Source organism: Streptomyces sp. NPDC006923, from assembly GCF_040635655.1.
GTDB lineage: Bacteria > Actinomycetota > Actinomycetes > Streptomycetales > Streptomycetaceae > Streptomyces.
In genome coordinates this window covers 303,912-326,730 of sequence record NZ_JBEYIF010000007.1, presented here as the reverse complement: position 1 = coordinate 326,730, position 22,819 = coordinate 303,912, and the positions used below count along the sequence as shown (strand labels likewise).

Below are 22,819 nucleotides of genomic sequence, written 5' to 3'. Positions count from 1 at the left end.
CTGGGATCATGGACGATCTCCTGGAACAACTGGGAACGGGGCTCCCCGCCGAAGCCCTGATCACCGATCCGGACGTGACGGCCTCCTACGCCAACGACATGGCGAGCTTCTGCGAGGCGGGCACGCCCGCCGTGGTCGTCCTGCCCCGTTCGGTCGAGCAGGTCCAGCATGTGATGCGGACCGCGACCGCGCTGCGGGTCCCCGTCGTCCCGCAGGGTGCCCGTACGGGCCTCTCGGGCGCCGCGAACGCCTCGGACGGCTGCATCGTGCTGTCCCTGACGAAGATGGACCGGATCCTGGAGATCAACCCGGTCGACCGGATCGCCGTGGTGGAGCCTGGCGTCATCAACGCCACCCTCTCCCGCGCCGTCGGCGAGCGGGGTCTCTGCTACCCGCCGGACCCGTCGAGCTGGGAGATGTGCACCATCGGCGGAAACATCGGCACCGCCTCGGGCGGGCTGTGCTGCGTCAAGTACGGAGTCACCGCGGAGTACGTCCTCGGCCTGGACGTCGTCCTCGCCGACGGCCGTCTGCTCACCACCGGCCGCCGCACCGCCAAGGGGGTCGCCGGCTATGACCTGACCCGTCTCTTCGTGGGGTCCGAGGGCACGCTCGGCATCGTCGTCAAGGCGGTCCTCGCGCTCAGGCCGCTGCCGCCCCAGCAGCTCGTCCTGGCGGCGGAGTTCGGCTCCGCGGCCGCCGCCTGCGACGCCGTCTGCCGCGTCATGGAGCGCGGGCACACCCCGTCGCTCCTCGAACTCATGGACCGTACGACCGTGCGCGCCGTCAACGCGATGGCGAACATGGGCCTGCCCGACACGACCGAGGCGCTGCTGCTGGCGGCCTTCGACACGCCGGACCCGGCGGCCGATCTGGCCGCCGTCGGCCTGCTGTGCGAGGCGGCCGGCGCCACCGGGGTGGTCCTCGCCGACGACGCGGCCGAGTCCGACCTGCTGCTCCACGCGCGACGGCTGTCGCTCACCGCGCTGGAGGCCGTCAAGGGCACCACCATGGTCGACGACGTGTGCGTACCGCGCTCCCGGCTCGGCGACATGCTCGAAGGCGTGGAGCGCGTCGGCGAGAAGTACGGACTGACGATCGGCGTCTGCGCCCACGCCGGGGACGGCAACACCCACCCCACCGTCTGCTTCGACGCGACGGATCCCGACGAATCCCGGCGGGCCCGCGAGTCCTTCGACGAGATCATGGCGCTCGGCCTGGAGCTGGGCGGCACGATCACCGGCGAACACGGCGTCGGCGTGCTGAAACGGGACTGGCTGTCGCGCGAGCTGGGCCCGGTGGGGATGGAGTTGCAGCGAAACATCAAACAGACCTTTGACCCGCTCGGCCTGCTCAACCCCGGCAAGGTCTTCTGAGCGGCACGCCCGAAATATGTCCGCGGGACCGGCGGCGAGCGGGTCCCGGCGGGCTCGGCGGACACCCGCCACCCGCACCGAGCCGCGCGGGCCCGCCGGTCCGTGCCACGGGAAAGCGCCTACACCTCACCGTCGTCGGGGAAGTCGTCCGAGGGCCAGGGGTCCCTCAGCCAGAGATCGTCCACCGGGGCGGGCGCCAGCAGCGCGGCCAGCCCCTCGTCGATGCGGAGCCGTCCGGCCTCCGTACCCGGCGGCACGATCCGCAGCGTCTGCTCCGCCCAGGCGAACACCGCGGCGCAGGGCGCCTCCAGCAGCGCGTCGCCGTCCGGCGAGGAGAGCGTCACACAGAGGACGCCACGCCCGTCGATCTTCGTGGGCCAGATCCGGACATCGCCGGTGCCGCAGGGGCGGAACAGCCCCTCGATCAAGAGCTCCCGGGCGAAGGTCCAGTCGACCGCGTTGGCCGAGCCGATGTGGAAGGTGATGTGCACGGCGTACGGGTCGTCCGTGCGGTAGGTCAGCCGGGCCGGGACGGGGATGCCGCGCTCGGGCGACAGCACCAGCTTCAGCTCCAGCTCGCGTTCCACCACGGTGTGCATGAGTGGCACTTCCTTTCCTGGCGAGAGGCCCGGCGGTCGGGGCCCTGTCAGACGAGAGGCCCCGGCCCTCCATTCATGACGCGACTTCCGGCAACGACTTTTGACGGCGGCTCGCACGACACGCGGCCCGGAGGAGAGAGAGACAGCGGCGGCCCGGCGCGGCAATGGGCACAGGTGACCGACTCTTCGCATGCGCGGGCGAACAAATCTCACCCCCACAGCCCTATGCTTCGCGTCGGCTTCCTCGGCAAGCCGCTCCAATGCGGTCATTCTGTCGGTTGCCTTCTTCCGGGTCCTGTGTTCTTCGTTAATGTCTCCCTTGGACAAGCGGAGGTACGCGCCCGGTCGCTGCGGGACGTACGACGCATAGCCCGTGGACATGTCCAGCACCGTGACCCCGCCGCGCTTCCTTCGGCCGCGCGCCCGGGGAATCATCGGCACTGGACGGCCGGACAGGTCAAACGTGCGGTGAGTGAACGGAGTTGGGGTCAGTGGCTACTCCTCCTGGCGACGGCGGGAACGTACCCCGGGAAGGGTTCTATCCAGACCCGTCCATCCCTGGATATGTCCGGTACTGGAACGGCGCCTCCTGGGTGCCCGGCACGAGCCGGCCCGCGCCCGGGGACGGCGAGGCGTCCCCGGGCGGCGGACGGGCACCCGGCTCCCCGGCACCGGCCGCCGTCGAGGAGACGGGGCCGGTCTTCCTCGACGAGGAGCCGCCCGGCGACTCCCGGCAGGAACCGGCGTCCGTGTGGCAGGCCGACGTCTCGCGCCAGACCGGCTTCGGCGGCGACCGCGACCGCCGCGTCTCCTGGGGCGCCACGGCCGGCCAGGACCCCCGTGTTCCCGACCCGGCGGCCCCGCCGACCGGCGCGCCCCGGGACATCCCCCCGCCCACGCCGGCCGATCCGACCGGTGGCGCGCTGCCCGGGGTACGGGCGCTGGGACCGGGCGCCGACGACGGCGGGCCGCTCACCGACGGCACGGTCGCGATCCGCGCCATGCGACGCGGCGTCAGGCCCGCCCCGGACCGTCCGGACTCCGGCCGGGACACCGCCGGTACGGGCCGGCCGCCGGCCCCGCGCGACGGCGCCCAGCCGTCCGTCGACAGCACCATGGCCATCCGCGCCCTGCGTGCCGCCCGGCGCGCCAAGGACGCCGACGCGGACGCGGACGCCGAGGAGAGCCGGACGGGCGGGGCCGACGGCACCATGGCGATCCGGGCCGTGGCCCCGGGCGGCCCCGGCGCGGGCACCGTGCCCGCCCAGTCCCCGCCGCCGTCCGGCCAGGCCGGATCGCGTACCCCCGTCAGCGCGGGCGCCGGCGGTGGCGCCGCGTCCTGGGCCCAGCAGGCGCACCAGCTCGCGCGGCCGCTGCCGTCCGCCGGGGCCGAGCCGCCCGTCGTGCCCTGGAAGCCGCCGGTCAACGACCCCTTCCTGCAAGCCGCGCAGGCCCAGGCAGCGGCCCGGCCGGCCGGCCTCGGCAAGCGGCTCGTGGCCCGGCTCGTCGACAGCCTCGTGCTGGGCGCGCTCGTCGGCGCCGTCGCCGTCCCCCTGGTCTCCCGGGCCCGTACCCATATCGACGAGAAGGTCGAGGCGGCGAAGCAGACGGGCGAGACCGTCACCGTCTGGCTGCTGGACGGGACGACGGCGGGCTGTCTCGCCGGTGTCCTCGGGGCGCTGCTGGTCCTCGGGGTGCTCTACGAGGCGCTGCCGACCGCCAAGTGGGGCCGCACGCTGGGCAAGAAACTGCTCGGCCTGGAGGTACGGGACATCGAGTCGCACGAGGCCCCGGCCTTCGGCGCCGCACTGCGCCGCTGGCTGGTCTACAGCGTGCTGGGCGTGCTGGCCGTGGGTGTCCTCAATGTGCTGTGGTGCCTGATCGACCGGCCGTGGCGGCAGTGCTGGCACGACAAGGCGGCCCGTACCTTCGTCGCCGGCTGAGGGCCTGGCTGAGGGCCGGCTGAGGACCGGGCCGGGACGCGACCCGCCCCGGACGGCGCAAGGGCGCTCCGCCGACCGGGGCCGTTCCCCCGAACGGCCGGTGCGCCGTTGCGGCTTCCGGCCCGGCGCGGTGCACTGCCCCCATGAGCAACGACCAGCCGCCGCCCGGCGAACCGCCCGAGGACGACCCGTTCCTCAAGAAGCCGCGTCAGCCGCCGTCCGGGGGCCCGGGTCCCGAGGGCTCCGGCGGCTCCGCGCCGGGGTCGCCCTACGGCGCTCCGTACGGCGGCAGCGGCGGCCCCCCTCCGGGGAACGGGAACGCCTTCGGCGGGAACGCGTACGGCGGGAACGCCTATGGCGGCGCCGACCCCTTCGCGGGGATGCCGCCGCTCGCGCCCTTCGGCAAGCGGTTCACCGCGCGGGTGGCCGACGCTCTGATCATCTTCGTCCCGTTGGCGATCCTCTCGCTGATCGCCGGAAGCTGGGACTCGTCGGCGAACGGCGGCGGCGGATGGATCGATTTCACCGATCAGGTGAATACGGGCACGCAGTGGCTCTGGTCGCTCATCTCGGTCGTCGCCTATGTCGGCTACGACACCCTGATGACGAGGAAGTACGGCCAGACCGTCGGCAAGCGCTGGATGAGGCTGCGGGTCGCGATGCTGAACAACGGCGCGATCCCGGACACCGGCGCCTCGCTGCTGCGCGCGGTGGTGCTCTGGGTGCCGGCGCTGGTCTGCTGCACCGTCCTCTGGTGGATCATCATCATTGTGTCGATCCTGGTCAGTCGGCCGTACAAGCAGGGCCTGCACGACAAGTCCGCCAGGACCGTCGTCGTGTCAGCGGCGCAATGAGTGCTGGCCGATCCGGGCCTCGGCGCCGGCGTGCGTGCGCGCGGCGGGTCCCCGGGTCTCCGTGTCCTCACCGGACGCGGCGGGCCGGCCGGCGCGGGCCGTGCGCGCCGCCCCCGTCCTGCCGGGGCGCGGCACGGTCAGCGCGACCAGCAGCCCCAGAGCCAGCGCCGCGATTCCGATCACCGCGACGCCGATGCCCGAGGTGGTGCGGGAGAGCAGCAGCATCGCGAGCGTCGAGCAGACGACGGTGGCTGAACCGTAGGCGAGCTGTGCGGAAGTCGGACGCGGCATGGCGGTATCCGTCCCTCGGAGCATGGGCGTTGGGGGTGTCTCGCGTGTCTCGCACGTAGGTCTCACTGGCAAGCGACTCTACGAGGGTGGATGCCCCTGCGGGACGGGCAGTAAGCGACTCCTGACCCACGGTGCCGGTGCACGGGGGGCGCATTGCATCATTCACGTTAACAAGCGGCTGAAAATGTGCGCCCGTTGTCCGAATTTCTCCACGTCCGGCTGCCGGAGCTGGGTCCGCGCATAGTGCAGTTGACCGGTGCAAGTCAAGGGCTGTCTTTTCTTCTTCAACTCCGGTCGAATGTCGTCACTTATGACGCGCATGCGCGCGCGGATCCCCATCTCGCGGTCCGCGGACCGTGTGCGCCGGGGAGGAAAAGCACAAGTGAGCACCAATCGACGGGCGAGAAGAATGTCCGCGGTGATCGTGGCCCTGGCCGCGACCGCCGCGACTGCCTCCGCCTTCACCACGGCACAGGCCGAGGACAACCCCGGATCCGGCCCCTCCGGCATCGAGCGCCGTGACCCGGCGCCCCAGAAGGGCCAGGTCGAACACGACCTGGAAGGCCCGTTCAGCAAGCAGCAGGCGCAGCAGCGCGACGCGGCGCTCCGGCAGGTCATCTCCGGTGACGCCAAGCTGGAGAAGCGCGGCGCCTCGCAGGTCGTGAAGCTCGGCAACAAGAAGTACGTCGAGCTGGGCCGCGAGAAGACCGACAAGATCTTCACCATCCTCGTCGAGTTCGGCGACCAGGTCGACAACACCACGACCTACGACCCGGACGGCGCCGCCGGACCGCAGCCGCCCGTTCTGAAGTACGGCGGCGAGCCCGGCCCGCAGCACAACGAGATAGCCGAGCCCGACCGGAAGGTGGACAACTCCACCGCCTGGCAGGCCGACTACAACCAGCAGCACTTCCAGGACCTGTACTTCGGTGAGGGCAAGGACCGGAAGGGCCAGGAGAAGAACTCGCTGAAGACCTACTACGAGAAGACGTCCTCCGGGCGCTACTCGGTCGACGGCGAGGTCTCGGACTGGGTCAAGGTCCCGTACAACGAGGCCCGTTACGGCTCGAACTACTGCGGCAGCTCCAACTGCTCCAACGTCTGGGACACCGTCCGCGACGGTGTCACCGCCTGGGCCGCGGACCAGAAGGCGCAGGGCAAGACGGACGCCGAGATCAAGGCGGACCTGGCGCTCTACGACCAGTGGGACCGTTACGACTTCGACGGCGACGGCAACTTCAACGAGCCCGACGGGTACATCGACCACTTCCAGATCGTCCACGCGGGCGAGGACGAGTCGGCCGGCGGCGGCGTCGAGGGCGAGAACGCCCTGTGGGCGCACCGCTGGTACGCGTACGGCACCGACGCGGGCAGCACCGGACCGGCCAACAACAAGTCCGGCGGCACGCAGATCGGCAACTCCGGCATCTGGGTCGGCGACTACACCATGCAGCCGGAGAACGGCGGCCTGGGTGTCTTCGCCCACGAGTACGGCCACGACCTGGGTCTGCCGGACAACTACGACACCGCGGGCGGCGAGAACTCCACGGCGTTCTGGGACCTGATGTCGTCCGGTTCCTGGCTCGGCACCGGCAAGAACGAGATCGGCGACCTGCCGGGCGACATGTCCGCCTGGGACAAGCTGCAGCTCGGCTGGCTGAACTACGCCAAGGGCAAGGCGGCGAAGAACTCCACGCACAAGCTGGGTGTCTCCGCCTACAACACCAAGAACCCGCAGGCGCTCATCGTCGACCTGCCGGCGAAGACCAGCACCACCACCGTCGTGAAGCCCGCCGAGGGCTCCAAGCAGTGGTGGAGCGACATGGGTGACGACCTCAAGAACACCCTCACCCGCTCGGTCGACCTGACCGGCAAGTCCACGGCGGCGCTGGAGCTCCAGGGCTGGTGGGACATCGAGGCCGACTACGACTACCTCTACGCCGAGGTGTCGACGGACGGCGGCGCCAACTGGACGCCCCTCGAAGGTACGGCCGACGGCGCGGAGATCACCCGTGACGCCGCCGACAAGCCGGCGCTGACCGGTGCCTCGGGCGCCTACAAGAAGCTCGCCTACCCGCTGGACGCCTACGCGGGCAAGAAGGTCGACCTCCGCTTCCGCTACCAGACGGACGGCGGCGCGGGCGGCAAGGGCTTCGCCGCGGACGCGATCAGCGTGAACGCCGACGGCGCGCCGCTGTTCACCGACAACGCCGAGGGCGACGACGCGGGCTGGACCCCGAAGGGCTTCTCGCGCATCGGCGAGTCCTTCACCCAGGAGTACGCGCAGTACTACATCGCCGAGAACCGCCAGTACGTCTCGTACGACAAGACCCTTGAGGTCGGCCCGTACAACTTCGGCTTCTCGGCGCCGAACGACGACAAGGTCGAGCACTTCCCGTACCAGGCCGGTCTGCTGGTCTGGCTGTGGGACACCTCGCAGAAGGACAACAACACCAGCGTGCACCCGGGCGAGGGTCTGATCCTGCCGGTGGACGCGCACGCCAAGGCCCTGAAGTGGTCGGACGGCACGCTCATGCGCAACCGGATCCAGGCGTACGACTCGACGTTCTCCTGGTGGCCGACGAAGGGCCTGACGCTGCACAAGGCCGACAAGGCGACCCGCGTCCCGGCGCAGCTCGGCGCGCCCGCCTTCGACGACCGCAAGGGCACGTACTGGAGCAAGGACAACCCGCAGGGGAGTGTCAAGGTTCCTGACACCAACACCAAGATCACCATCATCGGTCAGCCGCTCGACGGCCAGACCCTGACGGTGCACGTGGGGCCCTCCGGTAGGTAACCGCGAGTAATCCCAGCTCACAGCACGATCGGCCGTCGCCCTCTAGCGGGCGGCGGCCGATCGTGTTTAGGTGCGTCCTACGGATCTCTTATTGACACGACGTCTCACGGGGGAGATGAGGGACATGGCAGGCGGAGGCTTCAGCAAGCTCCCGAACGGCAGAGTGGTGGTGGCACTGACCCTGCCGAGCCCGGCCTCGGAAGGCGGCACGGTACGTGTCCTGGTGCACGCGGTGAACCGCGCCCGCGCGCTGACCAGGCTGCGGAATCTGGGCCTGCGGGCGGTGTATCTCCGCGGCAACGCGGAGCCTCCGACCCCGGACGAGATCACCGCCGTGCTCCACCATCCGGACGGGCTGCTCTGGCGCACCACGCCGGAATGCCGGGACCAGCTCTGGCAGCCGATCCGTGCGCTGCTGCGGCCACAGGTGAGGGCGGGGATACTGGAAGGGTCCGCGAGGCGTCCGGTGGGGCCGCCCGGGGCGAGGTGAGCGGAGCGGACGCGCTCGCCGTGTCAGACGACCGGCTTGCCGGTCAGGACGACACCCGCACCGCGCAGCTCCTCCAGGGCGCGGTTCGTGGTCTCCACCGACACCCCGGCCGTCAGGTCGAGCAGCACCTGGGTGGTGAGACCCTGACGGACCGCGTCGAGCGCCGTCCTGCGGACGCAGACGTCCGTCGCGATGCCGACCACGTCGACGTCGGTGACCTGGCGCTCCCGCAGCCAGTCCCCGAGCGGGACGCCGTTCTCGTCGACGCCCTCGAAGCCGCTGTACGCCGCCGCGTACGCGCCCTTGCTGAAGACGGCCTCCACCGCTCCCGAGGCGACGGCCGGAGCGAAATTGGGGTGGAAGCCCACGCCCTCCGTACCGGCGACGCAGTGCGGCGGCCAGGTGTGCACATAGTCCGGGACGGCCGGGGGCGGAGCGAAGTGGCCGCCCGGGTCGATGTGGTGGTCACGGGTGGCGACCACATGCCGGTAGCCCGCCGGGGCCTGGCCGATCAGCTCGGTGATCGCGGCCGCGACGTCCGCGCCTCCGGCCACCGCGAGGCTGCCGCCCTCGCAGAAGTCGTTCTGGACGTCGACGACGATCAGTGCGCGGTGCATGCGGTGGTCCTTCGGTCGGGCGGGCGATGACGGGGTGGTGCGGCGTCATGGGGCGGGCCCGAGCGTAGAGACTCCGGCCGCCCGGCGGGAGGGGCACAGCACGGGTACCCCTCGCCGGACGCCTCACCGGGACAGCCCTTACTTCTCGGACATGTCCTGGACGTACTCGGTCGGGATCACGGGCTCGCCCCGGGAGAGCTGTATCGCGGACATCGGCAGCCCGGCGCGCGCCGCGATGTGCCGGTCGCGCACGGCGTCCAGCGGCTCGCGCGCGACGACCTCGCCGCCCTTCACGAGCTGCGTCAGGAGCTGCCGGTCGAGCAGCTCAGGCGGCACCGGACCGGTGCCGATCACCTCGGCCTCGGCGAAGCCGTCCGCGTCCAGCCGCCGCGCCGCCCACTTGCGGCCGCCGATCGAGGTCTTCCCGCCCAGCGACTTCTTCGCGACCGGCTGCAGCGGAGCCCCCGGATCCGTGGACCGGGCCCGCGCCACGATCTTGTAGACCATGGAGCACGTGGGGTTCCCGCTGCCGGTGACAAGCTGCGTACCGACGCCGTACGCGTCCACCGGCGCCGCCGCCAGCGAGGCGATCGCGTACTCGTCCAGGTCCGAGGTCACCACGATCCTGGTGTGGACCGCGCCCAGCTCGTCGAGCTGCTGACGCACCCGGTGCGCCACCAGCAGCAGATCGCCGGAGTCGATACGGACGGCTCCGAGCTCGGGGCCGGCGATGTCCACGGCGGTCCGTACGGCCTCGGCCACGTCGTAGGTGTCGACCAGCAGCGTCGTCCCGCGGCCGAGCGAGTCGACCTGCGCCCGGAAGGCGTCGCGCTCGCTGTCGTGCACCAGGGTGAAGGCGTGCGCGCTCGTCCCCACCGTCGGAATGCCGTAGCGGAACCCGGCCGCCAGGTCGGACGTGGTGTCGAAGCCGCCGATGTACGCGGCGCGGGAGGCGGCGACGGCCGACAGCTCGTGCGTACGGCGCGCCCCCATCTCTATCAGCCCGCGCCCGCCCGCGGCCGCCGCCATCCGGGAGGCCGCGGCGGCGATGGCGGAGTCGTGGTTGAGGATCGACAGGATCACGGTCTCCAGCAGCACGCACTCCGCGAAGGAGCCCTCGACACGCAGGATCGGCGAGCCCGGGAAGTACACCTCGCCCTCCGGGTAGCCCCAGATGTCCCCGCTGAAGCGGTAGGAGGCAAGCCAGTCGAGGGTCGCCGCGTCGACGATCCCGCGCTCCCGGAGAAAGGCCAGTACCTCGGAGTCGAAGTGGAAGTTCTCCACGGCGTCCAGGACCCGGCCGGTGCCCGCCACCACGCCGTACCTGCGTCCTTCCGGCAGCCGCCGGGTGAAGACCTCGAAGACGGAGCGGCGTTCGGCCGTGCCCGCCCGGAGGGCCGCCTGGAGCATGGTCAGCTCGTACTGGTCGGTGAAGAGCGCGGTGGACGGCACGCCCACCCGTCGCCCGACACCGTCCTGCCGCGGATGCGTTGCGCGCCCGTCGTCGCCGGGCAGCGCAGGGTCCGGAGTGTTCATACGAGGGATGCTACCCCCATTACTCGTCACACTGACGATTTCTAAGTGGCCGTTTGTGCGACAGGCCCTCCCGGGTGGCAGCATGGACCCCGTGAGGCCCTGAAGCCCGGAGTCTTGGCGCCCCTGGGCCTCGGCAGACCCCCCGGCAGACCGGTACGCCCCGGCAGAGAAGAAGGTCGTCCCGAACCGTGAGTGTTGCCCCGACTGAGATCGAACGCCCCGAGTCGGCCGAGGAGGCTTTCGCCGTCCCTGAACCCGATGTGCCCTGGGTGACGATCGTCCACAACGACCCGGTCAACCTCATGAGTTATGTGGCGTACGTCTTTCAGACCTATTTCGGCTACTCGAAGGACAAGGCACACAAACTGATGCTCGACGTTCACCACAAGGGCCGCGCCGTCGTCTCCAGCGGCAGCCGCGAGGAGATGGAGCGCGACGTGCAGGCGATGCACGGATTCGGACTGTGGGCGACCCTCTCGCAGGACCGCGGCTGATGGCCGGGAACTTCGAGGCGATCCCGGGCGGCGGAGCGGCCGTCGCGCTCGACGAGGTCGAGATCTCGATCCTGCGCTCACTGGCCGTCCAGCTCCTGGAGCTGATCGGGCCGGGCGACGAGCCGGCACAGGGCGAGGATCCGCTCGCCGCGCTCTTCGCCGAGGGCCCCACCGAGCCGCCCGCCGACCCCGCGCTGGCCCGGCTCTTTCCCGACGCGTACGGCGACGAGGACGACGAACTGCGTGCGTACTCCTCGGAGTTCAGGCGGTTCACGGAGAACGACCTGCGCGGCCGCAAGCGGGCGGACGGCCTGGCCGTCGTCCGCACCCTGGACGCGCTCGCCTCGGCGGGCGAGGGCGGCGCGGTGCTCAAACTGACCCCCGACGACTGCCTGCACTGGCTCGGCGCCCTCAACGATCTGCGGCTGACCATCGGCACGCGTCTTGAGGTGACGGACGAGGACGAGGGCGGCGAGCTGTACCGGCTGCCGGACTCCGACCCGCGCAAGCCGATGGTGATGGCATACCTCTGGCTGGGGGCGTTGCAGGAGACGCTGGTCGAGACGCTGATGCCCTGAGCACCCGGACGTCGCACCCCGGGTCCCGATGCCGTCCGACGGTCCCGGGCGGTCTCCCGTACGCTCAGACGAGCCTCAATTCGGCGTAACGATCCCGTCACCGGCGCGGCGGCGTTTGCGGTTCCGGGGAAAATTTGTCCGCTTCTACCTGTGGGCTGTGCCACAGCCCGGCCCGGGTCCCGGCCCCGCCGCCGTGATAGATCTTCACGATCCCCCGGGGACGCCACCCCTGTCCCCGGGGGCGCTGAGGCCGGCTACCGCCGGTAGCACTTCATCCATATCCGGGGGGAACCGGGAACTGGTCCACCGCCGAGCACGGCGGGGACCGGCATGGAGAAAGGGCGTACCACCATGACCTCCGCGCAGGTCGACAAGGAGTACGGCGACAAGGGCGCCGAACGTGCCTCGACCGGACAGGGGACGGCGGCCGAAGGCGCCGGCGAGGGCTACGAGCGCGGGCTCGGCAGCCGCCAGGTCCAGATGATCGCCATCGGCGGCGCGATCGGCGTCGGTCTCTTCATGGGCGCCGGGGCGAACATCGCCAAGGCCGGCCCCAGCATCATCCTCATGTACGCCCTCGCCGGCGTCGTGATCTTCTTCATCATGCGGGCGCTCGGCGAGCTGCTCCTCTACCGGCCGGTCTCGGGGTCCTTCGCGGAGTACGCCCGGGAGTTCCTCGGCCCGTTCTTCGGCTACGCCACGGGCTGGACGTACTGGCTGATGTGGGTCGTCACCGGCATGGCGGAGCTGACCGCCGCCGCGATCTACATCCACTTCTGGTTTCCCCAGATCCCGCAGTGGGTCAGCGCGCTGGTCTTCCTGGTGGTGCTCTTCGGCGTCAACCTGATCTCGGTGAAGATCTTCGGCGAGGTCGAGTTCTGGTTCTCGATGATCAAGGTCACCGCGATCATCGGCATGATCGTGATCGGTCTCGGCGTCCTCACCCTCGGCTTCTCCGACGCCGGTGACACCGCGACGCCCGCCAATCTCTGGTCGCACGGCGGCATCTTCCCCAACGGCATCGGCTCCAGCCTGATGACCCTCCAGGGCGTGATGTTCGCCTACCTCGCCGTCGAACTGGTCGGCGTCACCGCGGGCGAGTCCGAGAACCCGGAGAAGACCCTGCCCAAGGCCATCAACACGCTGCCCTGGCGCATCATCGTCTTCTATGTCGGCGCGCTGTCCGTCATCCTCGCGGTCGTCAAGTGGACCGAGTTCTCGGCCGGTAACAGCCCGTTCGTGCACGCCTTCGAGAAGATGGGCATCCCGCTCGCCGCGGGCATCGTCAACTTCGTCGTCCTCACCGCCGCGCTCTCCTCCTGCAACTCCGGGATGTACTCCACCGGCCGGATGCTGCGCGACCTCGCCGCCAACAGCGAGGCGCCCAGGGCCTTCGGCAAGCTCAACTCCCGCAAGACCCCGGCGCTCGGCATCACCGTTTCCGTCGTCCTGATGGGCATCGGTGTGGTCCTCAACTACGTCGTCCCGGAGAAGGCGTTCGGATATGTGACCTCGGTGGCCACCGCGGCCGGTATCTGGACCTGGATGATGATCCTCATCAGCCATATCCGCTACCGCCGGGGGGTGGACGCGGGCCGGCTGCCGGCCTCGTCCTTCCCCGCGCCGGGCGGCACGCTGTTCAGCTGGGTCGCGGTGGCGTTCCTGGCCCTGGTCACCTGCCTGATCGCCTACGACAAGGACGCGCGGGTCTGTCTGTATGTGGCGGCGGTCTGGGCGCTGGGCCTGGCGGCCGGCTGGCAGTACCTGAAGAGGCGCGACCCGCGGATCACGGAGCGCGGCACCCCGGAGTACGCCTCCGCCAGGGACTGACTGCGCCCGCGGGCCGCCCCCCGGTCACCGTCCGGGGGGCCGCCCGCCCGGCCCGTTTATATTTCCACCATGCTCACCATCACCCAGGCCCTGCACGACCAGATCGTCGCGCACGCGCGAGCCGACCATCCCGACGAGGCCTGCGGCGTCGTCGCGGGACCGGCCGGGACCGGCCGGCCGGAGCGCTTCATTCCCATGCTGAACGCCGCGCGCTCGCCCACCTTCTACGAGTTCGACTCGGCGGATCTGCTGAAGCTCTACCGGGACATGGACGACCGCGACGAAGAGCCGGTGATCATCTACCACTCGCACACCGCGACCGAGGCGTATCCGTCCCGTACGGACATCAGCTACGCCAATGAGCCGGGCGCCCACTATGTGCTGGTCTCCACGGCCGACACCGACGAGGCGGGCCCCTTCCAGTTCCGCTCGTACCGGATCGTCGAGGGCGAGGTCACCGAGGAGGACGTCGAGATCGTCTGACCCCCGGGCGCGGAACCGAGGCGGCGGGGCCCGGGTGCCGGTGCGAAACCGGCGGCCGGCGTCCCTCGCCGGGGCCGCCGCCGCACAGGACATCCCCGCCGGAGTGTTCACCGCCGAGCCGCTCCGGACCGTCTACCGGGTGAAGGCCGAGGTCAGCACGTATCCCATGACCGGCGCCGCCACGATCGTCCTCGGCCGCCGTCCGCCTGATGAACACCGGTCGTCCGTCGTGCGAGATCACATGCGGGGCCCGGGACCGGGAATCGATACGATGACCGCATGGTTTTCCATGACGTGAGCGACACGACGCCGAGCAGCCCGCTGCTTGTCGCGCGGCTGCACGTCGACCTGTGCCGTCTCGCCAGTGCCATCTGTCCCGACAGCGCCGCCGGCTGAACGACGGCCCCGAGCGGGGCCTTCCGCATGCGTACCACCCCCTCGCGCGGGGGCCCGAGCCGCGCGCCCGCCACGCCCTCTCCCGACAGGAGCCCACGCCATGGCCATCGAGGTCCGCATCCCGACCATCCTCCGCACCTACACCGACGGCGCCAAGGCGGTCGAGGGCACCGGTGACACGCTCTCCGAGCTGTTCGCCGACCTCGAAACGCGCCACGCCGGCATCCGGGAGCGGCTTGTCGACCCGGCCGCCGGCGACCAGCTCCGCCGGTTTGTGAACGTCTACCTCAACGACGAGGACGTCCGCTTCCTCGACGGCGTCTCCACCAAGCTGGCCGACGGCGACAGCGTCACCATCCTCCCGGCCGTGGCCGGCGGCGCTCCCGACAGCCCCTCGTTCTGATGCGGTACGACTCCCCGCTGGCGGCGGTCGGCAACACGCCACTGGTCCGGCTCCCGCGCCTGTCGCCCTCCGACGACGTCCGGATCTGGGCCAAACTGGAGGACCGCAATCCGACCGGCTCGGTCAAGGACCGCCCCGCCCTGCACATGGTCGAACAGGCCGAGAAGGACGGGCGGCTCACGCCCGGCTGCACGATCCTGGAGCCCACCAGCGGCAACACCGGGATCTCGCTCGCCATGGCGGCCAAGCTCAAGGGCTATCACATCGTCTGCGTCATGCCGGAGAACACCTCCCAGGAGCGCCGCGACCTGCTCGCCATGTGGGGCGCGCGGATCATCTCGTCCCCCGCGGCGGGCGGCTCCAACACGGCCGTACGGGTCGCCAAGGAACTGGCGGCCGAGAACCCCTCCTGGGTGATGCTCTACCAGTACGGCAATCCGGACAACGCGGGCGCCCACTACGCCACCACCGGTCCCGAGATCCTCGCCGACCTGCCTTCCGTCACCCACTTCGTCGCCGGTCTCGGCACCACGGGCACGCTGATGGGCGTCGGCCGCTTCCTGCGCGAACAGAAGCCCGGCATCACGATCGTCGCCGCCGAGCCGCGCTACGACGACGTGGTCTACGGCCTGCGCAACCTCGACGAGGGCTTCGTGCCCGAGCTGTACGACGAGTCCGTGCTGACCACCCGCTTCTCCGTCGGCTCCGCCGACGCGGTCACCCGCACCCGCGAACTCCTCCAGCAGGAGGGCATCTTCGCGGGCGTCTCGACGGGCGCCGCGCTGCACGCGGCGATCGGCGTGGGCAGGAAGGCGGTCAAGGCCGGGGAGAGCGCCGACATCGTCTTCGTTGTCGCGGACGGCGGCTGGAAGTACCTCTCGACGGGCGTCTACACGGCGGCCACCACCGAAGAGGCGATCGAGACCCTGCACGGCCAGCTCTGGGCCTGAGCCCCGGCCCGCAGAGCCGTGAGCCCGTGAACCAGCAGAGCCCGCGGCCCGGGAGCACGGCCTCCCGGGCACGGCAGTTCCCGGGCCGGGCGGATGTGCCCGACAGGGTGGGTCCGGCGAGCGGTCCGGCGGGCCCTCAGCCGGACAGGTGACGGACCCGCTGCCACAGGGCCGGGTCCGCCGTACCGACCCGGCGGCGGAACTCCTTCAGCCGTACATCCCGCAGTTCGTCCGTCTCCAGGAAGCTCTCCCGCCCCCGCGCGTCCCCCACCGCGCCCGGCGGCAGCGCGATCACACCCGGCCGCTCGCCGTGGTTCTTCGTGGTGATCTTCGCGACCCGTACCGTCCCGCCGCGCACCGACAGCACCAGACACGGCCGGTCCTTCGCCCCGGGGCCGTCCTCGAACGGCACCGCCGCCCACCAGATCTCGCCCGGCCGCGGCTTCCCCTTCGGTGTCACCCGGCCGGTCGCCGGGCCGCCGGGCGGCCGGGAGCGTCCACCGGGCCGGCGCGGGCTCCGGCCGCGTCCGTCCACCACAGAAGCGATCAGCGCGAGCAGCACCACCGCGGCCAGCGCGAGCCACCAGGACGTGTTCATCCCCCGAAGGTACCGGCCCGCCGCTCCCGGCGCGCCCCCCCCCGCGCGCCCCTGTTCCAGCCGCCGCGACACACGTACGACGGCCGCCTCACACTCCATCCGAACCGGTGACAGAGCAGGTGAGTTCGCACACAACGCAACGCGGTGAAGGAGCGACCGGCCGTTTCGCGCTTTAGGCTCGACAAACCGCACAACCCCCGTCGCCCCCCTTCCACGCCACGGAGGTTCACGCTCCATGAAGCTCACCGTCGTCGGCTGTTCGGGTTCGTTCCCCTCCGTGGGCTCGGCCTGCTCCAGCTACCTCGTAGAGGCCGACGGCTTCCGGCTGCTCCTCGACATGGGTAATGGCGCCCTTGGCGAGCTGCAGCGCCACAGTGGTCTCTACGACCTCGACGCCATCTTCCTCAGCCATCTCCACGCGGACCACTGCATCGACATGTGCGGGTACTTCGTCGCCCGCTACTACCGTTTTGACGGCGGCCGCTGCGGCACCATCCCGGTCTACGGACCCGAGGGCACCGAGCAGCGCCTGACCACCGCCTACGGAGACACCCCGACGGACAAGTCCATGAGCGAGGTCTTCGACTTCCACACGCTCAAACCGGGCTCGTTCCACATCGGCCCGTTCTCCGTCCACACGGAGAAGGTCTCCCACCCCGTCGAGACCTTCGGCATACGGATCGAACACGGCGGCCGGTCGCTGACCTACTCGGGCGACACCGGAGTCTGCGATCCGCTGGTCGAGCTGGCGGAGGAGACCGACCTCTTCCTCTGCGAGGCGGCCTTCACCCACGGCAAGGAGGACATCCCCGGCCTCCACCTCAACGGCCGCGAGGCCGGCGCCCACGCCGCCCGCGCCCGGGTGCGCCGGCTCGTCCTCACCCACATTCCGCCCTGGACGGACGGCGAACGGAACCTGGCCGACGCCCGCGAGGTGTACGGAGGCCCGGCCGAACTGGCCTTCCCCGGCAGGGTGTACGAGATCTGACCGCTGCCGGGACGTGCGACGCGGGAAGCCCCCGCCTCATGGAGGCGGGGGCTTCGTCGGGACGGCGGTCGTGACCGGCGGTTACGCCTTGGTCAGGTCCTCGACCTCTTCTTCGGGCTCACGGCCCGGGGTGGGGAGGTTGAACTTGACGATGGCGAAGCGGAAGATCACGTAGTAGAGCGCCGCGAAGACCAGCCCGATCGGAATGATCAGCCAGGGCTTGGTGGACAGGTTCCAGTTCAGCGCGTAGTCGATGAAGCCCGCGGAGAAGGTGAATCCGGCGTGCACACCGAGCGCCCAGGTGACCGCCATCGAGATGGCGGTGAGGACCGCGTGGATCGCGTACAGCACCGGGGCGATGAACATGAACGAGAACTCGATGGGCTCGGTCACGCCCGTGACGAAGGAGGTCAGGGCCAGCGACACCATCATGCCCAGGACGGCCTTGCGGCGCTCGGGGCGTGCGGCGTGCGCCATGGCGAGCGCGGCGGCCGGGAGGCCGAACATCATGATCGGGAAGAAGCCCGACATGAACTGTCCCGCGGTCGGGTCGTCGGCGAAGAAGCGGGTCAGGTCACCGTGGACGACGTCACCGGCGGCGTTCTTGAAGTCACCTATCTGGAACCAGGCGACCGAGTTCACGAACTGGTGCATGCCGACCGGAATCAGCGCGCGGTTGATCAGACCGAAGATGCCGGCGCCGACCGCGCCCAGGCCGGTCATCCACTCGCCGAAGTCGGAGATCACATTGCCGATCGGCTCCCAGACCAGGCCGAAGAAGACACCCATGATCACGCCGACGAAGGCCATGATGATCGGAACGAGCCGGCGGCCGTTGAAGAAGCCGAGCCAGTCGACCAGCTTCTTACGGCTGTAGCGCTGCCAGAGCACCGCGGACAGCAGGCCCATGATGATGCCGCCGAGCACACCGGGGTTGTTGTAGGTCGCCGGGGTGTCCGCACCCTTCGAGATGACCGCCTCGGTGACCGGGAAGGCCTTCAGGACGTTGCTGTAGACCAGGAAGCCCACCAGCGCGGCGAGCGCCGTCGTACCGTCGGACCTCTTGGCGAAGCCGATCGCGACACCGATGCAGAAGAGCATCGGCAGATTGTCGAAGACCGCGCTGCCCGCCGTGGCGAAGACGGAGGCGACCTTGTGCCAGCCGAGGCCGTCGTCACCGAAGACGTCGGGCTGACCGAGCCGGAGCAGAATGCCCGCCGCCGGCAGCACGGCGATCGGCAGCTGCAGGCTGCGTCCGACCTTCTGCAGGCCCTGGAACACGCCGGAGCCCCGCTTTTTCGCGGGCGACGCCTGAGCGGTGGCCGTACTCATCAACTTCCTCCATTGGGCAAGGCGCCGCCAGGGGACAGGGAGAAAGGTGGGACGGCAGCGCCTCAGAAACACGGCGCGCGGCCGCGTGGTCTACACCATCCACTGGTGTAGACCAGTTCTAACATGGTGTGGTCGGCATAAGGAACCTGGTCATTCTGTGGTCTGGGTCATAGTCGCCACGGCGGCAGAACCCGTCCTTGAATTCGCCATGGGGGCCCTCCGGGACGGTCCGGCGCACGGCGAAGGCATCAACGGTCTTGCTACGCCCTGGTGTTCTGCGCTTCGCCTTCTTCTTCGAGCTCCTCGGGCTCGCGCCCGGGGGTCGGCAGGCCGAACGCGGTGATCGCGAGCCGGAAGACCAGGTAGTACACGATGGCGAAGCACAGGCCGATCGGAATGATCAGCCAGGGCCTGGTGTCGAGATGCCAGTTGACGACGTAGTCGATCAGGCCCGCCGAGAAGCTGAAGCCCGCGTGCACCCCGAGTGCCCAGGTGATCGCCATCGAGGCGCCGGTGAGCAGCGCGTGCGCGCCGTACAGCAGCGGCGCCGCGAACATGAAGGAGAACTCCAGGGGCTCGGTCACGCCGGTGACAAAGGAGGTGAGGGCGACGGAGAGCATCAGTCCGGTGACCCTCTTGCGGTGCTCGGGACGGGCGCAGTGCGCGATGGCGAGCGCGGCCGCCGGCAGGCCGAACATCATCACGGGGAAGAAGCCGGACATGAACTGGCCCGCGGTCGGGTCACCGGCGAAGAACCGGGTCAGATCGCCCTGGACGACGGTGCCGTCCGGCTTTCTGTACTCGCCGGCCTGGAACCAGAAGAACGTGTTCAGGAACTGGTGCAGGCCCACCGGGATGAGCAGCCGGTTGGCGACGCCGAAAATGCCGGCTCCCCAGGCGCCCAGATCGATGAGCCGCTTGGCGAACGCGGTCAGCGCGTCGCCCACCGGCCCCCACAGCAGGCCGAAGAGCACGCCGAGGACGACACAGATGAAGGCCATCAGGATCGGCACCAGGCGCCGGCCGTTGAAGAAGCCGAGCCAGTCGACCAGCCGTGTCCGGTGGAACCGCTGCCAGACGACCGCCGTGAGCAGCCCGATCAGGATGCCGCCGAGCACGCCCGGGTTCTGGGGTGTGCCCTCGGGCCTCGCGCCGGTCACCGAGCCCGCGGTGGGGAAGGCGGCCAGGACATTGTGATAGACGAGAAAGCCGACGACCGCGGCGAGCGCGGTGGAGCCGTCCGCCTTCTTCGCGAAACCGATCGCGACCCCGATGCAGAAGAGCAGCGGCAGGCCGAACGCGCCGTCCAGGACCGCGTTGCCGCCCTGGCTGAACACCTTCGCCGTTTTGTCCCAGAAGGGTCCGTGCAGATACGCGGAGAAGAGGTTGCCGAGGCTGACCAGCAGCCCCGCGGCGGGCAGGACGGCCACCGGGAGCTGGAGACTCCGCCCGACCTTCTGGAGACCGGGAAACAGCCCCCGCCACCACCGCCTCCCCGGCCCCGGCTGCCGCGCTGCCGCACTGTCGGCGCCCATCGGCGTGCTCCCGTTCTGCCGTTCCGCCGTTGTTCCGGACCCGCCCGTCCGGACAGCCGGCTCTCTCCGGTCCGGAACAGGCGGCCCCGGAAGTCGGCCAGGACTGGTGTAGACCAGTTGCGGTAGGCTTCCGGAGCCGGCCGGGGGCATGGCTGTGCCGGTGACCGCCATCATTCGTCATGTGTCGATCACTCGCCCGTGAAGATGGCCCAACCGTGAGTTACCGTGACGAAACGGACCACAGTCGGGCCGCAGCAGAGCTTTTTGAGAGTCAGGGAGAAAGACATGGCCACCAAGGCTGAGAAGATCGTCGCCGGGCTCGGCGGGCTCGACAACATCGAAGAGGTCGAGGGCTGCATCACCCGCCTCCGTACCGAGGTCGTCGACGCCTCCCTCGTCGACGAAGCCGCCCTCAAGGCCGCCGGAGCCCACGGCGTGGTCAAGATGGGCACCGCGATCCAGGTCGTCATCGGCACCGACGCCGACCCCATCGCCGCCGACATCGAAGACATGATGTGACGGTCTGACACATCCCGCGTATACCACTGAGGGGCCTGATCCCACCATCGGAGCGGGCCCCTCACGCATGTCCGGATAGGCTCACGCCATGTCTCGAATCGACGGCCGCACCCCCGAACAGCTCCGTCCCGTCACCATCGAACGCGGATGGAGCAAGCACGCCGAGGGCTCCGTCCTCATCTCCTTCGGTGACACCAAAGTCTTCTGCACCGCCTCCGTCACCGAGGGCGTGCCCCGCTGGCGCAAGGGTAGCGGCGAAGGCTGGGTCACCGCCGAATACTCGATGCTGCCCCGCTCCACCAACACCCGCGGCGACCGGGAATCGGTACGCGGCAAGATCGGCGGCCGGACGCACGAGATCAGCCGTCTCATCGGACGTTCGCTGCGCGCCGTGATCGACTACAAGGCGCTCGGTGAGAACACCGTCGTCCTGGACTGCGATGTCCTCCAGGCCGACGGCGGCACCCGTACCGCCGCCATCACCGGCGCGTATGTCGCGCTCGCCGACGCCGTCGCCTGGGCCCAGGGCAAGAAGATCGTCAGGGCCGGCCGCCGTCCGCTCACCGGGACCGTCGCCGCCGTCAGCGTCGGCATCGTCGACGGCACCCCGCTCCTCGACCTCTGCTACGAGGAAGACGTGCGCGCCGAGACCGACATGAACGTCGTCTGCACCGGCGACGGCCGTTTTGTCGAGGTCCAGGGCACCGCCGAGGCCGAGCCCTTCGACCGCAAGGAACTGAACGCGCTCCTCGACCTCGCCACGGCCGGCTGTGCCGATCTCGCCGCGCTCCAGCAGGCGGCGCTGAACGAGACGCTCGCCGGGTAAAGAAGCAACCAGGACGCGCCCCCGGCGCGTCTTTCACGGCACGGGCGCACGGGCCGAACCGTGCGCCCGTCCGCAGCTCCAGGCCCGTCCGCAGCTCCCGGGAGGAACCGCTCCATGCCCGCGTTCGTACCGACCGCGCCCGTACGCCGCCGCCTCACTCTCGCGCTCGCCGCAGCCGCACTGGCCGTGCCGCTCGCCACCGGCTGCGGTGCCCTCGACAAGGCGCTGGACTGCGTGCAGACGGCCGACACCATCGCGAGCAGCGTCGGCAAGCTCCAGCAGGCCGTGTCCAACGCCGGCGACAACCCGCTCCAGGTCGATCAGGCACTCAGCGACATCGGCAACGAACTCGACAAGCTCCAGGACACGACGGACAACGCCGACCTCGGCAAGGCCGTCGACGATCTCGACAAGGCCCTGGACAGCGTCCGTACGTCCATCGACGGCGGCGACGCCACCCCCGATCTCGCGCCCGTCAGCGACGCCGCGTCGGAGATCGGCAAGGTCTGCACGCCCTGATGGACGGGCCCGGCCGAGTGAAGGCCCGGGCGGGATCCCCGCGATCCGCCCCGGGCCGATACTGGGGGCATGACCCGCCTGATCCTCGCCACCCGCAACGCCGGGAAAATCACCGAACTCAAGGCCATCCTCGCCGGCGCCGGTCTGCGGCACGACCTCGTCGGCGCCGACGCCTACCCCGAGCTTCCCGACGTCAAGGAAACCGGCGTCACCTTCGCGGAGAACGCCCTGCTCAAGGCCCACGCGCTGGCCGACGCGACCGGCCTGCCCGCCGTGGCCGACGACTCGGGCCTCTGTGTCGACGTCCTCGGCGGCGCCCCCGGTATCTTCTCCGCCCGCTGGTCCGGCAGGCACGGCGACGACACCGCCAATCTCGAACTGCTGCTGGCGCAGCTCTCCGACATCACCGCGCCGCACCGGGGCGCCCACTTCGCCTGCGCGGCCGCGCTCGCCCTCCCGGACGGCACGGAGCGGGTCGTGGAGGGCCGTCTCCTGGGCACGCTGCGCCCTACCCCCGCGGGCACCGGAGGCTTCGGTTACGACCCGATCCTGCAGCCGGAGGGCGAGACGCGCACCTGCGCGGAGCTGTCGGCCGAGGAGAAGAACGCGATCAGCCACCGGGGGCAGGCGTTCCGCGCGCTGGTCCCGGTGGTCCGCGAACTGCTGGGCTGATTCCGGCCGCCGTACGCCGGAGCGCCGTACACGGAAGGGCCGCCCCACTCGGGACGGCCCTTCGGTGAGTGCGGCCGGTGGGACTCGAACCCACCTAGTCCAAAAGGACAAATCGGACCTAAACCGATCGCGTCAACCTGCTGCGCCACGGCCGCTCGTCAGCATCCATGCTATCGGGCCGCCGACTCCCGGG

24 protein-coding genes and 1 tRNA gene are annotated in these 22,819 nt (G+C 70.3%); 17 read left to right on the top strand and 8 right to left on the bottom strand.

The genetic code is table 11. The annotated features are described in order from the left end of the window. Positions 1-8 precede the first annotated feature (8 nt). Positions 9-1,376 carry an FAD-linked oxidase C-terminal domain-containing protein gene (locus ABZ707_RS17125; protein ID WP_360174667.1) on the top strand — a complete coding sequence of 456 codons (1,368 nt, stop codon included), beginning with the start codon at positions 9-11 and terminating at the stop codon, positions 1,374-1,376. A 119-nt stretch (positions 1,377-1,495) separates the two neighbouring features. Here the strand turns inward: ABZ707_RS17125 and ABZ707_RS17120 are convergent, their stop codons facing one another. After that, positions 1,496-1,975, bottom strand: coding sequence for an SsgA family sporulation/cell division regulator (locus ABZ707_RS17120; RefSeq protein ID WP_360174664.1), 480 nt, complete (start codon positions 1,973-1,975; stop codon positions 1,496-1,498). Between the two features lie 491 nt (positions 1,976-2,466). Here ABZ707_RS17120 and ABZ707_RS17115 point away from each other — a divergent pair, with 491 nt between their 5' ends. Beyond that, positions 2,467-3,918 carry an RDD family protein gene (locus tag ABZ707_RS17115; protein ID WP_360174661.1) on the top strand — a complete coding sequence of 484 codons (1,452 nt, stop codon included), beginning with the start codon at positions 2,467-2,469 and terminating at the stop codon, positions 3,916-3,918. A 143-nt stretch (positions 3,919-4,061) separates the two neighbouring features. Beyond that, the gene (locus tag ABZ707_RS17110; protein ID WP_360174658.1) at positions 4,062-4,772 is read left to right on the top strand and encodes an RDD family protein; all 711 of its coding nucleotides are present in this window, start codon (positions 4,062-4,064) and stop codon (positions 4,770-4,772) included. On the opposite strand, the gene ABZ707_RS17105 is transcribed toward ABZ707_RS17110, so the two are convergent. After that, positions 4,758-5,063 carry a hypothetical protein gene (locus ABZ707_RS17105; RefSeq protein WP_360174655.1) on the bottom strand — a complete coding sequence of 102 codons (306 nt, stop codon included), beginning with the start codon at positions 5,061-5,063 and terminating at the stop codon, positions 4,758-4,760. The genes ABZ707_RS17110 and ABZ707_RS17105 overlap by 15 nt on opposite strands. Positions 5,064-5,445: 382 nt before the next feature. Between ABZ707_RS17105 and ABZ707_RS17100 the strand changes: the two genes are divergently transcribed. Together ABZ707_RS17100 and ABZ707_RS17095 are read left to right on the top strand one after the other, a co-directional pair. Next, the gene (locus tag ABZ707_RS17100; protein WP_360174652.1) at positions 5,446-7,860 is read left to right on the top strand and encodes an immune inhibitor A domain-containing protein; all 2,415 of its coding nucleotides are present in this window, start codon (positions 5,446-5,448) and stop codon (positions 7,858-7,860) included. 124 nt (positions 7,861-7,984) lie between these two features. Further along, positions 7,985-8,350 (top strand): hypothetical protein, encoded by a 366-nt coding sequence (locus tag ABZ707_RS17095; RefSeq protein ID WP_360174649.1) that lies wholly within the window; start codon positions 7,985-7,987, stop codon positions 8,348-8,350. Positions 8,351-8,373: 23 nt separating this feature from the next. On the opposite strand, the gene ABZ707_RS17090 is transcribed toward ABZ707_RS17095, so the two are convergent. Both ABZ707_RS17090 and ABZ707_RS17085 read right to left on the bottom strand, forming a co-directional pair. Then, complete coding sequence (locus ABZ707_RS17090) at positions 8,374-8,967, bottom strand: isochorismatase family protein (protein ID WP_360174646.1); 594 nt, start codon at positions 8,965-8,967, stop codon at positions 8,374-8,376. A gap of 138 nt (positions 8,968-9,105) precedes the next feature. Then, complete coding sequence (locus ABZ707_RS17085) at positions 9,106-10,425, bottom strand: nicotinate phosphoribosyltransferase (protein ID WP_360174931.1); 1,320 nt, start codon at positions 10,423-10,425, stop codon at positions 9,106-9,108. Between the two features lie 266 nt (positions 10,426-10,691). Here ABZ707_RS17085 and clpS point away from each other — a divergent pair, with 266 nt between their 5' ends. The 7 genes from clpS (at position 10,692) to ABZ707_RS17050 (ending at position 15,637) form a co-directional block, all read left to right on the top strand. Then, positions 10,692-10,997 (top strand): ATP-dependent Clp protease adapter ClpS, encoded by a 306-nt coding sequence (gene clpS, locus ABZ707_RS17080; protein ID WP_360174643.1) that lies wholly within the window; start codon positions 10,692-10,694, stop codon positions 10,995-10,997. Further along, positions 10,997-11,575 carry a DUF2017 domain-containing protein gene (locus ABZ707_RS17075; RefSeq protein WP_360174640.1) on the top strand — a complete coding sequence of 193 codons (579 nt, stop codon included), beginning with the start codon at positions 10,997-10,999 and terminating at the stop codon, positions 11,573-11,575. The genes clpS and ABZ707_RS17075 overlap by 1 nt, the downstream gene beginning before the upstream one ends. 330 nt (positions 11,576-11,905) lie before the next feature. Further along, positions 11,906-13,405 (top strand): amino acid permease, encoded by a 1,500-nt coding sequence (locus ABZ707_RS17070; protein WP_360174637.1) that lies wholly within the window; start codon positions 11,906-11,908, stop codon positions 13,403-13,405. Positions 13,406-13,474: 69 nt separating this feature from the next. Then, positions 13,475-13,888, top strand: coding sequence for a M67 family metallopeptidase (locus ABZ707_RS17065; RefSeq protein WP_319678146.1), 414 nt, complete (start codon positions 13,475-13,477; stop codon positions 13,886-13,888). Positions 13,889-14,167: 279 nt separating this feature from the next. Then, positions 14,168-14,284 (top strand): putative leader peptide, encoded by a 117-nt coding sequence (locus ABZ707_RS17060; protein WP_360174634.1) that lies wholly within the window; start codon positions 14,168-14,170, stop codon positions 14,282-14,284. 100 nt (positions 14,285-14,384) lie between these two features. Further along, on the top strand, positions 14,385-14,687 hold the full coding sequence (locus tag ABZ707_RS17055) for a MoaD/ThiS family protein (protein ID WP_360174631.1): 303 nt from the start codon (positions 14,385-14,387) through the stop codon (positions 14,685-14,687). After that, a complete protein-coding gene (locus ABZ707_RS17050; RefSeq protein ID WP_360174628.1) occupies positions 14,687-15,637 on the top strand; it encodes a cysteine synthase in 951 nt (316 codons plus the stop codon). Before ABZ707_RS17055 ends, ABZ707_RS17050 begins: the two co-directional genes overlap by 1 nt. Before the next feature lie 136 nt (positions 15,638-15,773). Here the strand turns inward: ABZ707_RS17050 and ABZ707_RS17045 are convergent, their stop codons facing one another. Beyond that, positions 15,774-16,235: a type II toxin-antitoxin system PemK/MazF family toxin gene (locus tag ABZ707_RS17045; protein ID WP_360174626.1), complete on the bottom strand. Its 462-nt coding sequence runs from the start codon at positions 16,233-16,235 to the stop codon at positions 15,774-15,776. Between the two features lie 235 nt (positions 16,236-16,470). On the opposite strand from ABZ707_RS17045, the gene ABZ707_RS17040 reads away from it, so the two are divergent. Next, a complete protein-coding gene (locus ABZ707_RS17040) occupies positions 16,471-17,223 on the top strand; it encodes an MBL fold metallo-hydrolase (protein ID WP_360174623.1) in 753 nt (250 codons plus the stop codon). Positions 17,224-17,304: 81 nt separating this feature from the next. On the opposite strand, the gene ABZ707_RS17035 is transcribed toward ABZ707_RS17040, so the two are convergent. Beyond that, entirely contained in the window at positions 17,305-18,555 is a 1,251-nt protein-coding gene (locus tag ABZ707_RS17035; RefSeq protein ID WP_360174620.1) for a PTS transporter subunit EIIC, read from the bottom strand. 260 nt (positions 18,556-18,815) lie between these two features. Further along, on the bottom strand, positions 18,816-20,090 hold the full coding sequence (locus ABZ707_RS17030; protein WP_360174617.1) for a PTS transporter subunit EIIC: 1,275 nt from the start codon (positions 20,088-20,090) through the stop codon (positions 18,816-18,818). A 285-nt stretch (positions 20,091-20,375) separates the two neighbouring features. On the opposite strand from ABZ707_RS17030, the gene ABZ707_RS17025 reads away from it, so the two are divergent. From ABZ707_RS17025 to rdgB, 4 genes are all read left to right on the top strand, one after another. Continuing rightward, positions 20,376-20,609, top strand: a complete 234-nt coding sequence (locus ABZ707_RS17025; protein WP_319678156.1) for a PTS glucose/sucrose transporter subunit IIB — start codon at positions 20,376-20,378, stop codon at positions 20,607-20,609. Between the two features lie 88 nt (positions 20,610-20,697). Further along, complete coding sequence (gene rph / locus ABZ707_RS17020; RefSeq protein ID WP_360174614.1) at positions 20,698-21,435, top strand: ribonuclease PH; 738 nt, start codon at positions 20,698-20,700, stop codon at positions 21,433-21,435. 114 nt (positions 21,436-21,549) lie between these two features. Next, positions 21,550-21,954, top strand: a complete 405-nt coding sequence (locus ABZ707_RS17015; protein ID WP_360174611.1) for a hypothetical protein — start codon at positions 21,550-21,552, stop codon at positions 21,952-21,954. A 69-nt stretch (positions 21,955-22,023) separates the two neighbouring features. Beyond that, on the top strand, positions 22,024-22,626 hold the full coding sequence (rdgB, locus tag ABZ707_RS17010) for an RdgB/HAM1 family non-canonical purine NTP pyrophosphatase (protein ID WP_360174608.1): 603 nt from the start codon (positions 22,024-22,026) through the stop codon (positions 22,624-22,626). A gap of 69 nt (positions 22,627-22,695) precedes the next feature. On the opposite strand, the gene ABZ707_RS17005 is transcribed toward rdgB, so the two are convergent. Then, a tRNA-Leu gene (locus ABZ707_RS17005) sits at positions 22,696-22,781 on the bottom strand. Positions 22,782-22,819: the final 38 nt, after the last annotated feature.